10 protein-coding genes are annotated in these 14,240 nt (G+C 41.9%); all 10 read left to right on the plus strand.

Annotated elements, in window-relative coordinates; all coding sequences use genetic code 11:
• Window positions 1–515 precede the first annotated feature (515 nt).
• The 10 genes from B2863_RS09505 to tsf all read left to right on the plus strand — a co-directional run bounded on the left by B2863_RS09505 (window position 516) and on the right by tsf (window position 14,107).
• Entirely contained in the window at window positions 516–4,148 is a 3,633-nt protein-coding gene (locus tag B2863_RS09505) for an ATP-binding protein (RefSeq protein WP_296209702.1), read from the plus strand.
• A gap of 223 nt (window positions 4,149–4,371) precedes the next feature.
• On the plus strand, window positions 4,372–5,184 hold the full coding sequence (locus B2863_RS09510) for a crotonase/enoyl-CoA hydratase family protein (RefSeq protein WP_296209704.1): 813 nt from the start codon (window positions 4,372–4,374) through the stop codon (window positions 5,182–5,184).
• 355 nt (window positions 5,185–5,539) lie between these two features.
• Complete coding sequence (locus tag B2863_RS09515; protein ID WP_296209707.1) at window positions 5,540–6,799, plus strand: multidrug effflux MFS transporter; 1,260 nt, start codon at window positions 5,540–5,542, stop codon at window positions 6,797–6,799.
• A 356-nt stretch (window positions 6,800–7,155) separates the two neighbouring features.
• The gene (locus B2863_RS09520; RefSeq protein ID WP_296209709.1) at window positions 7,156–8,025 is read left to right on the plus strand and encodes a substrate-binding periplasmic protein; all 870 of its coding nucleotides are present in this window, start codon (window positions 7,156–7,158) and stop codon (window positions 8,023–8,025) included.
• Window positions 8,026–8,037: 12 nt separating this feature from the next.
• Window positions 8,038–10,218 (plus strand): ATP-binding protein, encoded by a 2,181-nt coding sequence (locus tag B2863_RS09525; RefSeq protein WP_296209711.1) that lies wholly within the window; start codon window positions 8,038–8,040, stop codon window positions 10,216–10,218.
• 61 nt (window positions 10,219–10,279) lie between these two features.
• On the plus strand, window positions 10,280–10,642 hold the full coding sequence (locus B2863_RS09530; RefSeq protein WP_057758425.1) for a response regulator: 363 nt from the start codon (window positions 10,280–10,282) through the stop codon (window positions 10,640–10,642).
• A gap of 30 nt (window positions 10,643–10,672) precedes the next feature.
• Entirely contained in the window at window positions 10,673–11,122 is a 450-nt protein-coding gene (locus B2863_RS09535) for a chemotaxis protein CheX (protein WP_201607363.1), read from the plus strand.
• 35 nt (window positions 11,123–11,157) lie between these two features.
• A complete protein-coding gene (locus tag B2863_RS09540) occupies window positions 11,158–11,607 on the plus strand; it encodes a chemotaxis protein CheX (protein WP_057758429.1) in 450 nt (149 codons plus the stop codon).
• Window positions 11,608–12,073: 466 nt separating this feature from the next.
• Window positions 12,074–12,865 (plus strand): 30S ribosomal protein S2, encoded by a 792-nt coding sequence (rpsB, locus tag B2863_RS09545; protein ID WP_057758431.1) that lies wholly within the window; start codon window positions 12,074–12,076, stop codon window positions 12,863–12,865.
• 360 nt (window positions 12,866–13,225) lie between these two features.
• Window positions 13,226–14,107: a translation elongation factor Ts gene (tsf, locus tag B2863_RS09550; protein ID WP_057758434.1), complete on the plus strand. Its 882-nt coding sequence runs from the start codon at window positions 13,226–13,228 to the stop codon at window positions 14,105–14,107.
• Window positions 14,108–14,240 lie beyond the last annotated feature (133 nt).

The following is a 14,240-nucleotide window of genomic DNA, read 5'->3' on the forward strand; positions in this document are numbered from 1 at the left end:
ATAATTTTAGACAGTCGCTTGGGTTATAGGTTTACGGTGATAAGCGAGCTAAAAACGAAAGGCATTAGAGTGCGCTCTCATATGTTATGACTATGAGCGATATATTGTGGTAAATAAAAAGTGGCTTTATTATATCATTTTGTTTTCAGCTGCGCTTATCGCATCAAAGATTAATAGTCACTGTATCAGGTCAATGTCAATATTACGTTGAGGGTTGCAAAAGTAGAGTTGATAGCTTAAAGCCATATTCTCTTTAACACAGAGTGGTTGGCACTTTAATTATAACGTTATTCATCACATGGAATGCCTAACCAGTACTTATAGAATCCTGTTAAGATAATCTTGAGCTGTATAGTAGTTGCCTCGTCAAAATCAGTTAATTTATTAACGATTAATAGCTTCATTAAAAATAGCGCCTTACCCAGATGCTCTGATATGACGCGCTGCAAGTAACACGAATACTGACATTATCACAAAAATTCACGGCAAGAACCTTAGTAGAGAGTAGACCTAGCATGGCATATAAAAAACGTTTCGATACCAGTAGTGCTTATGGTCAGCTGATCATACTGGTGTTTTTGCCTATCTGTGTGTTGGCAGCAGTAGGCGGCATCTTGGTATTTCACGAAACCATGCGTGCAAGCGACTCTGAGCAAGAAGTATTGGCCGAAGCGGTACTTATTCGCTATACACCAGTCATAGCTGAACTGATTCCTGAGCTGCTAGAACAAGAGCGCCAGCAAGTAGGGAGTAGTGCTGAGAGGACCCAACAAGCGGCGATGACGACGCTAGAGGGTATCCAAGATAAGCTTGGACGTATGCAGTCTGAGCAGCATGTACAGCGCATTGCTATTATTAATGAAGGTAATCAAGTACTAGCAACAGTCGGTTATGGCCTCAATGAAGAGTGGCCGTTGATCAGTGATTCTGCCAGTTTTTTGTCACAACGCCCAACGCCTGTAGGCACAGCGTATGGCAGTGTATTGGGAGAATTTGAAGGGCAGACATTGTGGTTGCTCGTCGATATGGATAATGAGCCGCTCTACATTGCACGCTACCGTATTGCGATGGCGTTAGTGATTACTGGCTTGTTTACTATCTTGATTCTACTACTGAGCCTAAATATCTATTCGAAACGTTGGATTGCTCCCATTTATGAGCTGCGTTTGCAGTTGCAGCGTACCCATGTCGATAATTTATACCAACCTGTACCAGTAGAGTCAGATGGCGAGCTGAATTTATTACAGCAAGATCTAGTCAGAACATTGCGCCGCTTGCATAGAAGCTTTCAAGAGCTCAAAGACCATGCCGAGCAAACGGAGGATGATTTACGTTTGGCATTTGATGAGATGGAAATGCAAAACATCTCTATTCGAAATGCACGTGATGCGGCCATTTCAACTAGCCAAGCAAAATCTGCGTTTTTAGCCAATATCAGTCACGAACTGCGTACACCATTAAACAGTATCGATGGCTTTATTAATTTGCTGGCACGTCATGGCGAGCTTAATCCTGAACAGGACTTGTATGTACAGACCATACGTAAGTCCTCAGCCCATTTGCTTGCTTTGGTAAATGATGTCTTAGATTTTTCTAAAATTGAGGCAGGCAAGCTGGTATTGGATCGCCATGAGTTCGATCTCTATGACACCATTTATGATGTAGTCGATATGCTATCTCCTGTCTCTGCGGAGAAGGGTTTACGCATGGCAGTACTGTTTTACAATGATGTGCCGATGCGTATCAACGGCGATGCCCTACGTCTTAAGCAAGTATTAACCAATATCGTTGGTAATGCCATTAAATTTACGGATAGTGGTGATGTGGTGGTGCGTGTGAGCTTAGATGACCACCGTGATAACTATCTGATGATTAGCGTGCAAGATAGCGGAAAAGGTATTTCTCTGGCAGATCAAAAAATGCTGTTCCAAAGCTTTAGCCAAGGCGATCCATCAATCACACGTCAGTATGGTGGTACAGGGTTGGGTCTGGTCATCTCCAAACAGTTAACACGCTTGATGGGCGGTGATATTGGATTTCATGATAATGCTCAAGAAAATATTGCCAATCAAGGCGCGACATTTTGGTTTCGCATGCCAGCCCATGTCGACGTGCTAGAGGCAGCCACAGGGCAGACGATTGAATTGCCAGTATTGGCGCCACTAGCAAGCGAGACCGATGAATTTAATGTACTGGTTTGGATCAATCATACCGCTTCGATACAAGTACTCAAGGCTAGCTTGCAGTACTTACCAATTAAGCTGACTCAAGCCAACTCGTTGCCGGGTGTACTGGAGTCGTTGAAAGAGCACGGTAACTATTGGGATTGGGTCATCGTTGATGATGACACGCAAGACGATATGATGGCGCTCCTCAAGCAAATTCGTCTGCATTATCAAGGCAAGCTTGCTGTATTCGGCTACCAAGTAGCTGCCGATCAAGCGCTACTCAACCGCTATCATGCCAACATACTTTATGAACCATTAGACAAAAGACAGCTGTACGCGATGCTCGATACCCAAAGCCGTAGTACGCCGCAAAGCCTGCAGGAACCACGCTGGAAAGGGGTCACGGTGCTGGCAGTTGATGACCATTTGCCCAATTTACTAGTGCTTGATGCTCTATTGAGTGAGTTAGGGATTCAGGTAGTTACTGCGAGCAGTGGGTTTGATGCTATCGAAATTATCAGTAAACAACAAACCAAAAACATCAAAACTGCCAAGAGCGATAAGCAAAGCCTATCGAATAAAACGCAACTTTCTAAAGCAGAAACACGTGATGAGATAAACAAAAAAACAAATAGCGCGTTCTATCATGAAGACACGAGCGCTGACGATAAAGCAGCTACGCAAGACAAAGATAATATTGATTTAATATTTATGGATATTCAAATGCCACGGATGTCGGGACATGAGGCAGCTAAGCAGATTCGAAATATTGAAAATGCGGATAGCCGTATCCCTATTATCGCTCTGACCGCGCATGGGTTGGCAGATGAACGTGACAAACTTATAGCCAGTGGTATCAACGACTATGTTGGCAAACCTATTAGCCAACCGCAGTTATTGCAAGTGCTACAGAAATGGCTTGGTCGCAAGAGTACCACACCACAATTGACCGCGCTGCCTGATACAGATTTACAGAGCTTTGGTTTACAGCATCCAGATTTACAGGGTAATAATTTCAAAGGTGCTAATGTACAGGATGCTAATGTACAGGATGCTAATGTACGGGGCACCGACTCATCAGAAGCTGAGCTAATTGCTATTGACTCGCTGCGCGGTTACTCAATCAATGACAATGATTTATCGAACGACTTGCTCTCCAACAATGTAAATGGGCAAGAGACTCAAGCCAGTTCAGACAACTCAATCGCTACTTATCCAATAATAAGAGGAGACGGGGTAGATCGTAATAGTGCTTCTGTCAGTAGCGAGCCGAAAATTACCCGTCCACTATCCCTGAAAAAAATCCGTGATGATTATTTGCGCGATAGCCAGCCTCGTGAAGGCTATAGACGAGATGCTGCGCGTGATATTCAGCCGCGCTATGAGAGCTTACGTCTACAAAAACAAGGTCAATCGCCACTACTACAATCACCAACAAAGTCTATCGATAACTCTCAAGATAAAAGCCCTCAAGACCAAAGCTTTCAAGATAGAACAGCTCACGATAATACGACTTTACACGAGCAAATTAATAATGACCTTAGCCACAACAATATAAGCAAAAGTGATACCTCAAACATTTTAGATTGGCAAGATGCGCTCACTCGTTCAGCGAACAAACCTGAATTGGCGGCCAAGCTTATTATCATGATGATTGATACTATCAATGATGAGGAACAGGCGCTTATTCAGGCATGGGAAGCGCATGACCGCAATATGCTGGCACAAATTGCCCATCGTATACTGGGCGGTAGTCGATATACAGGTGTACCGCAACTGCGTCAGGCTAGCCAAGATTTGGAAGATAAGTGCTTGCTGAATGTACAGCATACGACACCTGTGCAGTTTGCAATGATTGAGCCTTATTATGAGGCATTGTTAACGGCGCTAGACAACTTGCAAAAGGTGGATTTATCTTCTTATCCTCAGCTTAACTATCATCGCTTGAGCGAAAATGATATGACGTGGAAAATGATATAAGTTGAGGGTAAGGTAAAGCAGATAAAATCATTCAGGTTCAGAAAGTGATAGGTAGTCTTGTTAGATTTGCTTATCGTTATCAACTAAACACTCTATATCTGCTGTATATGAAACTGACTATAGTATCGTGGCAGTCAGTTATTACTACGGTACAACAAAGACAAGCCTGCTAATATTGTGAATATCAGTACCAGATTTATTTTATTCATTAATAAGGATTGTTATGAACGCGATTGCAAGTTACCAGTATGAGACCTTACAAGTTAGTATTACAGACAACATACTGACGGTTACCTTAAATCGTCCACATAAAAAAAATGCCATGAGTTTTCAGGTAATCAATGAGCTGATTAAGCTGGCAGGTCGCATTAGCAAGGACAGAACCATGCGCGCGGTCATTCTAAAGGGGGCAGAGGGGACGTTTTGTGCAGGTATTGATTTAGGAGACTTAAATCATCCAAAGAACACAGCATTTGCGCTTTGGGAATTGATTAAACCATGGCAAAGTGCGTTCCAACGAGTATGCTTGGTATGGCGTGATCTGCCAGTACCTGTCATAGCGGTATTGGAAGGGTATTGTATCGGCGCTGGACTACAGTTGGCATTGGCTTGTGACGTACGTGTCAGTCACCCTGACTGTCAACTATCTATTATGGAAGCTAAATGGGGGTTAGTGCCAGACATGGGACTGACCCAGTCAGCATTTGGGGTCCTACGAGAAGATACTCTAAAAGAGCTCGCCATGAGCGCCCGTATCATCGATGCTAATGAAGGCAAAGAGTTAGGCTTGATTAGCCATTGTAGTGAAGTGCCTCTTGAACAAGCACAAAAGCTTGCTGCCGAGTTTGCAGAGCGCTCTCCTGATGCGGTGCTAGCAAGTAAACGTGTGATAAATGCGATGTACGATCAGCCTGCTAAGACTTTATATAAAGAAAAAGCATGGCAGCTTAAAATGATGCTTGGTCGTAATCGTAAGCTTGCCCTCAGAAAAGCAAAGCAGGCCAGCACCTTATTTGGCAAACGTCAATTCCGCTAAATTTTTGCTATCAGTAAATTTTCTAGTGTTATTTTCGTTTGATTCATTCTGATAAAAGAAATTGCTACCTAAGAAAACCAGACATATTTTGATTAATTATTTTGACGATTTTTAATTGTTAGCGGTCGTTTCGCCAATATCTTATAGCCATTGAAATGCAAGCAGATAGCACGATATAGCATTGTCTGCTTGCACCGATGTGGGTAAAGATGCACTATTGTTGTGAAAGGTATCTATTTTGATTACTGGATAAGCCAGTAAAATGATGAAAGCCTACCTAAGAACACGTACAAGCAATTAAACGTCGAAAAATAAAATATTAAAAATAATAGCCACTATATAAAACGGTCTAAATATGTCTGCTTCAAAACCCTCCCTTCCAAACAAACCTATCGCTTCTGAGCGAGTGCGCTCTGCTGATTTGCCTGTTGCATGGATTATGATGCTTGGGCTGATGGTTGCGGTAGGGCCATTATCCATTGATATGTATCTGCCAGCGCTGCCATCGATGGCCGATGATTTCGGTGTTTCAACGGCCTTTATGGCCAACTCTGTCCCTGCATACTTTTTAGGTTTGGTATTTGGGCAGCTATTTTACGGACCCTTCAGTGACCGTGTCGGCCGTGTCAAACCCTTATATATAGGTATGACGTTATACGTTATCGCTTCTATTCTTTGTGCGACCACTGATAATGAGTACGTACTGTTTGCAGGCCGTACTTTACAAGCATTGGGCGCATGTGTCGGTGCAGTAGTTACTCGTGCCGCAATTCGAGATCGCCTCACTGCCAAACAAACGGCGAAAGCTTTTTCCATCATGATTTTAGTGATGGGCTTAGCACCCATATTGGCACCATCGCTTGGCGCGCTATTCTTACAGTTTTTTGATTGGCACTCTATCTTTTGGTTCTTAGCTGCATTTGGCGCTCTAAACTTGCTACTTACTAAGTTTTTCTTTTTTGAAACTTTGACTGAAGAAAATCGCAATGTACGCCCTGCAAGAGAAGTGCTCAGTCAATATTGGGATTTGTTAAAAGATCCGACTTTTAATTACCCAGCAATTGGTGGCGGATTGTTAATGGGAGCAATGTTTGTCTATATCAGCTCCGCTTCAGAGCTAATCATGGATACTTATGGCGTCTCAGCGACACATTTTGGTTGGTTATTTGGAATGAATGCGGCGGGTTTTGTCGGTTTAACTCAGTTGAACCAATGGCTTACCAATCGCTTTCGAATACTAAGTATTTTGCGATTTGGAGCAATTATGCAGGTTATCTCTGCGGGCGTGCTATTTGTGGTTGGCTTACTTTTAGGGACAGATGCTTGGTTGCCGCTGGTGTTGGCTTGTATTTTCTTTTGTATCGCAGGACTGGGTCTGACCCAGCCCAATGCTTCTGCAATTGCGCTCGCTTTTCAGAAACGCCGTGCTGGTATGGCAAGCGCACTACAAGGCTCGCTAATGTTTTCAGTCGGTATCTTTGGTGGTTTGTTATTGAACCTGTTTCCAGTCAATCCAGTCCTCAAGGTTGGTATTGCTCTGTTTTCACTAATGAGTCTCGGTTCCTTCCTGATTTGGAAAATTGATCGTAATCTCAATTTGGATGATGCAGAGTAAAAGCATCTCTATTGTAAGTTAGCGGTATTTTAAAAAGCACTCATACGTTCACAGCGTATGAGTGCTTTTTTGTGCAATCTATATATTTTTATTCAAAGCCAAATTAAATTTTATAGGCGTTTTATATGATGGAATTGATTGATTATAAACGAGTATATGTTGTTCAAAAGTATATGCATACTTTGCTATATATAACTAATCGTAGATAATGACCAAACATAATTATTGCAATCATAAAATTAGACAAGTATTATCTAACGTAACTTTCTGTAAGCAAATATGTATAGACATTACTTAACATTGCTAGATTGTCATTCACTAAGATGTAAAACAACGTTAGGTTTCAAGGATAGATTATGATGCAGTTATATCGAGCGTTACCAATTCTATTGAGTGTTGGCCTATTTGGCTGTGGCAACTCTTCTACTCAAGAAAATGCAAGCGCAACAGTAACGGAAAACACAGATAGCTTTGTGAGCAAGCTGCCTGCTTCGGCGCCAACCATAAAGGTGGCCACAACAGGTACGATGCCACCGTTCTCGTTTCAAGATGATTATGGGAATATGCAAGGTATTGATATTGATTCAATCCGTGCTATCGGTGAAGAACAAGGCTTCAAAGTCGAGTTCTACAAGGAAACTTGGCAGAACATGTTTGACACAGTAGAGTCTGGTGGACGTGATCTAGCAATCTCAGGTATCTCTTACAAAGATGACCGCGCTGTAAAATATGGCCTTTCTACTCCTTATTTCTTTAATCCATCTGCAGTCATGTACAAAAATGCTGACCTAAAAATAAATCGCTTAGATGATTTGCAAGGCATGCATGTTGCGGCAATGGAAGGCTCAAAGCAAGATGATCAGCTCAGAGCGATGGGTAAATATAGCCAAATGACGACTCGAAGCACAGCTTATCTATTATTTGAAGATTTGATGCAGGACAAGGTCGATGTCATTCTGCATGACTTACCTATTTTACAGTTTACGGCAAAAAACCATCCAGAGTATGACGTCACTATCGTCTCTTATGAGGGTGAAGACAATCCATCAGCCCAGCAGGTTATTCTGATGGCGAAAGGCAATAATGACTTAATTCGTAAAGTGGATGAAGGTATTGCAAAGCTCAAACAAAAAGGAACGTTTAAAGAGATTGAGAATCGTTGGTTGGGCGCAGCAGAGACTGCTGAAGAAAGTGATTCTGATACTAATACTAAGCAAGTGAACTAAGGAATTCTGAAGATGGCAACCGTACCTAATGTCGACAATAAGCGCTATCAAGGTCTGATTATTTCAATTGCACTATTTTTATCTCTAATCGGTGCTTTGCTAGCGTTCACGTTTTATACCTCAAACTTATTAGAAAGAAACACCGCTTTAATTGACCAAACCAACCAAGTGGCAAACAGTGCACAGGCGGTAATTAAAGATCTTTTCGACTTGGACAGCAGTTATGGTGAGGATACTAAGTCTCCACACATACAACGAGCATTAAGTCGTTTAGAGCAAAACACAACGTTGATTACCAACTCTATTGCAGCGATTGAGCAAGGTGGCACGATCACAGATGAAGAAGGTAATAGTTACGATTTACCAAAAATTGATAGCAACGCACAAACCAACATCGCCGCTGCCAATGAGCAATGGAAAGCGCTAGAGCCCAAAATTCAAGCATACTTAAAAGATGCTGATAACGTTATGGTGCCTTCTGCTGATGAATTGACGCAGGCCGTTGAGCAGGCTAAAACATCAAGTTTGTTTATTAACGATTCTTTAGATAGTCTGACAAAAGATGTATTTAATAGTGCAGAACGTCAAGCAACTACCATTCGTCTTATTCAGGTACTTGGTGTTGCCGCTATCTTTACCTACTTCCTAATCTTCGTATTCTTCTTTGTACGTCGTCTACGTGAGACGGATGCTGAAGCACTTGCCGCTCGCCAAGAAACGCAAGAAATTATGGAAACAGTAAACACGGGTCTTTTCCTACTTGATAAGGACTTGAATATTGGTCAACAGCATTCTCGAGCGTTGAACAATATCATCGGCTCTGATAGCTTAGCAGGGGAAAACTTTACCAATGTCTTGCGCGGTCGTATTTCTGATAAAGACCTCAAGACCACACAGCAATTCATTGAGCAGCTCTATAACCCTCGCGTTAAAGAAAAGCTGGTAGATTCACTTAATCCATTAAATAAAGTCATGCTGCATAATTTGTCTGAAGACAAAAATCTTGATAACCGCTTCTTAGATTTTAAATTCTCACGTGTTTATGACAATAAAGACATTGCCCGTATCTTGGTCAACGTGAATGATGTATCAGATGCAGTCTACTTAGAACAGCGCCTAGAAAAAGAGCGTTCGCAAAACGATATGCAGATTGAGATGTTAACGACTATCTTGAATGTAAATCCAAAGATTATTAATGAGTTTATTGGTAATACCCAAGCGCATATCGAGAAGATGAATAACATCTTGAAAAATCCTGGTAGCTCACAATATGAGCTTGAAGGTAAATTGAAAGCTATTTATCGTGAAATGCACAGCTTAAAAGGTGAAGCATCAGCACTAAAACTACACAGCTTTACGAAGATTGCTTCTGATGCTGAAGACAAGTTGCATGCATTGCAAAACCAAGGTCAGTTGTCTGGTAATGACTTCTTACCATTGGCAGTACATTTGGATGACTTACTCAGCTTATCGAACACGATTGCGACGTTGGGTGAGCGTATCAACCGCTCAGCACCGACAGCAGCTAAGTCGTCAACCGTACAAGCACCAGTCGCTACTCAAAATCCAGTAGCAGACCATACAGCTGGCAATGCTGACTTCGATGGTGGGCTAGATATCGACTTAGACAATGAAGCAGATGACGATTTATTGTCTTTTTATAATGAATTTACAAAAGAAATTGCTGCAAGACAGGGCAAGCAAGTACAGCTAAAAAGTACGACGCTAACCCAAACCAGCATTCCGGCAAATCTGGCAAAGCCAATCAAAGAAATCAGTATTCAGTTGCTGCGTAATGCGGTAGTCCATGGTATCGAGTCGCCAAGTGTGCGTCATGCTACTGGCAAAACTGACGTTGGGACCATTGATTTGGAAGTGCAAGACAACGGTTCAAACTTTATGCTGGTTGTTCAAGACGACGGACAAGGTATCAACTACGACAGCATCCGTAATAAACTGATTCAAGAAGGTCGTTTCAGTACGGAAGAGGCAACTCAGCTTAGCAAAGGTGACTTGCTCAAACAGCTGTTCTCTTCTGGATTCTCTACCAAAGAGCACTCAGATGAAGATGGTGGCCGCGGTGTTGGACTTGATATCATTAAAGCAAAAGTAAAAGAGTATGATGGCAAGCTTAACGTAAATAGCGATCTGGGTCAGATGACACGGTTTGTCATTACTTTACCTAAAGCTTAATCAAAATAGTAATTATATTGTCAGGGACGACAAGCACTTCATTAAAGGTAGTAGATAAGTTATGCATAAGTTAATGATTGTTGATGATTCAAATATTATTAGAAACCGTATTCAGCGCGCATACGATTCAGGAAAGTTCATGTTGGTTGCGACAGCGACTAGCGGTGTTCAAGCCATCGAAAAGTTCAATGTCCATCGTCCTGATGTGATCACTATGGATCTAACCATGCCACAAATGGATGGGCTAGAATGTATTGAAAAAATCATCGCGATTGATCCTGAAGTACGCATTTTAGTGGTATCAGCGTTATCGGACAAAGCCACCGGTATCGAAGCACTGTCGCTAGGTGCTAGCGGATTTTTGTGCAAGCCTTTTTCAGAAGAGGAGCTTGTAGAGTCTTTGTATGAGCTGATGCAAGACTAATACCATTCATCGACCAAAGCAGATGTCATTATGAAAGAGCAAAAGCTACAGATTTTTTTAAGTATTATTAGTAATTATTTTGACCAGTTTGGGGGAGAAGAGCTTATTGCCGATACTCCTTACTTACTAGAAAACAAACAGCCAAAAGTCCACGATTATACGGGCGTGATTGGTATATCTGGTGGCCAAAAAGGCGTGGTATATTTTTCGGCGACGCGTGAATTGCTGTCTTCAATATTAGACAGCATGGGCGAAACCGATAAAAGTGAAGAGAACTATGTAGATCTGGCTGGGGAAGTGGCTAATACCATCGCAGGCAATGCACGTAAAGAGTTTGGCTCAGAGTTTCATATCTCTGTACCATTTGTGTTCAAAGGTGCGCCACAAAGTATTGTGTTGCCGAACGATGAGCGTTCTTTTATCATCCCCATCACTTGGCATTCTCAAGTAGGCGAGATTGTGGTTTGTTTGCAAGATTAATGCTGCCACGTAATACAGATGGATATTAATATATTATGGTTAAAGTAGAAAAATTGGGTGTATTTCTAAGCTCGATCAATGCGTTTTTTGCGCAAATCGATGGCTCGGAAGTGTCAATTGATACCCCTTACTTGAACAACAACAAAAGTGCGATTGGCTTTGATTATAGCGGTGTCATTAAGATATCAGGGCCTTTAGAGGGCTGCGTCTATGTCAGTGCACCAAGCGTGATGTTGCGAGAAGTCATCAAAGTGATGGGCGAGCCTGACTCTTCAATCACCATGATGAAAGATTTGTTGGGTGAAATGGCCAATACAATCTCAGGTAACGCTCGGACAGAATTTGGTTCAGAGTTTATTATCTCTCCGCCGCACATTGTAGAGAGTGCGCCAAGCGTGTCTTATTTGCCTAAAGATCGTCAAAGTTACATCACACCATTTACGTGGCGTGGTTACAAGGCGGTCATTGGTATTTGCATTGCATAAGCTATAGTCAATCACTCTGTAAACGAGTGATAACTATAAAAGAGTGACGGCAGTAACCCTGCTTGAAAAATAGCGATTAAAAAGACAATCATGAAAAAAGCGATGCAAATGTGTCGCTTTTTTTTGTTTTATTATCGCCATATTTTGTTTTTATCTTATTGATACGCTACACACAAACTGCTGGAGATTCCAAGACGTTATGTGATAAAATACAGCGCAGCTATTTTTTATAATTCACTTTATAGTTTAGATTTGAGCATTTGCTTCAATCTAGCGATAGCTTCTTTTTTTAAACCAACCAATGACACACACATCATGGCAAAAAATTGCTGGGTGTTTGGCGACTTGATTAATTTGTGATCTGTTAGTGCTTTACTAATGAAAACTAACCGGTAGCAGATGCGTGTCGCTAAATAGGCTGTTTTTGTGATGTGGAGGCATAACCCAACCAATAGGATATATTCTCATGGCTACAAAGAATCCAACCAAAATCGAAATGCGCGACTTACTACAAGCAGGCGCTCACTTTGGTCACCAAACACGTTTTTGGAACCCAAAAATGGGTCCATACATCTTTGGCGCACGTAACAAAATCCATATCATCAACTTAGAGCACACCGTAAAAGCGTTCAACGAAGCGTTGACTTACGTAAACGGCCTAGCTGCTAAGAAAAACAAAGTATTATTTGTTGGTACTAAACGCGCTGCAAGCGGTATCGTACGTGAGCAAGCAGCTCGCGCTGGTATGCCATACGTTGACCATCGCTGGTTAGGTGGTATGTTGACTAACTGGAAAACTCTACGCCAGTCAATAAACCGTCTAAAAGAGCTAGAAAAGCAAGCAGAAGACGGTACTTTCGCTAAGCTAACTAAGCGTGAAGCGCTAGAGCGTACTCGCGATATGGAAAAACTTGAGCGTTCACTAGGTGGTATCAAAGACATGGGCGGCCTACCTGACGCTATCTTCGTAGTAGACGTAGATCACGAAGCTATCGCTATCAAAGAAGCCAAAAACTTGGGTATCCCAGTTATCGGTATCGTTGATACTAACTCTAGCCCAGATAACGTTGATTACATCATCCCAGCTAACGATGATGCTATCCGTGCTGTGACTTTGTACGTAACTTCTATGGCTGATGCTATCATCGCTGGTAAAGAATACGCACAAACTCAAGCTGGTGGTAAAGCTGAGCAAGCACCTGCTGCAACTGAAGAAGCGCCAGCTGCAGAAGAAGCTGCTGCAACTCCAGCAGAATAAGTAGCTGACTTAAAAAGTTTAACTTTGTAAGGATGTCTTGATAGTGTATCTATCAGCATCCATATAATGTTTTGAACAGCGTATAAGCTCATAATAGGCATGATGTAGTTTTACTCGTCATGCCTTGTTATTGAATAAAGCCTTATTAATAATGCTATGCGTATAAGCGAGCAGCTATTGGGCGAGTATTATCGCTCCTACTGGTCATATCGCTATATTGTACAGATGTTATTTGTTTGACATCATTGATGGCTATATTAGTAATCGTTCAAAACGAGCTATCTGTTAGATTTTAAGTAATACCAAGATATCGAATAGAAATACAGCACTCCTATACATAACTATACTAAGGTGACTCTTATGACAGAAGTAAAAGTATCTGCCAAAATGGTAAAAGAATTGCGTGACCGTACTGGTCTTGGCATGATGGAATGTAAAAAAGCGTTAGAAGAATCAAACGGTGATGTTGAAGTTGCCATTGATAACCTACGTAAATCTGGTCAAGCTAAAGCAGCTAAAAAAGCGGGTAACATCGCAGCTGACGGCGCTATCATCATCGCTCAAGGCGAAAACAAAGCATTCTTGTTAGAAGTTAACTGCCAGACTGATTTCGTTGCAAAAGATGACAGCTTCACTGCATTTGCAGAAAAAGTTGCTAACCTTGCATTAGAAAACAACGTAACTGACGTTGCTGCTATCTCTGAATTGTCTTATGGCGAAGGTCAGACTGTTGAAGAAGCACGTGTATCACTAGTACAGAAAATCGGTGAAAACATCCAGATTCGCCGTGTTGAAACTCTTGAAGGCGCTAACATCGCTGCATACCGTCATGGTCTGCGCATCGGTGTAGTTGTATCTTTTGAAGGTGGCGACGCTGACACTGGTAAAAACCTTGCTATGCATATCGCTGCATTCAACCCTGTTGCTGTAGATGATGAAGATGTTGCTGCTGACGTATTGGCACGCGAAAAAGACATCATCGAAGCGAAAGCTCGTGAGTCTGGCAAGCCTGATAATATCGTTGAAAAAATGATCGAAGGTGGCCTACGTAAGTACCTAGACGAAGTAACTTTACTACGTCAGCCATACGTTATGGACAACGACAAAAAAGTTGGTGAAGTCCTAAAAGCTGAAGGCGTAAAAGTACTTGGCTTCAAACGTCTAGAAGTTGGTGAAGGCATCGAGAAGAAGCAAGAAGACTTCGCTGCTGAAGTTGCTGCAACTCAGGCCGCTAACAAGTAAGTATCAAATAGTGTTGGAATAGGCTGTGAGTACTTAATTGTGGCTCACAGTTTGGCTTTATCACTCTTAATGCATCACGATATAAAGCATCACGATATAAAGCGTCCAAACATAAAAAAGCCCATTAATTCGT

This window comes from Psychrobacter sp. UBA3480 (genome assembly GCF_002377945.1).
Taxonomy (GTDB): domain Bacteria; phylum Pseudomonadota; class Gammaproteobacteria; order Pseudomonadales; family Moraxellaceae; genus Psychrobacter.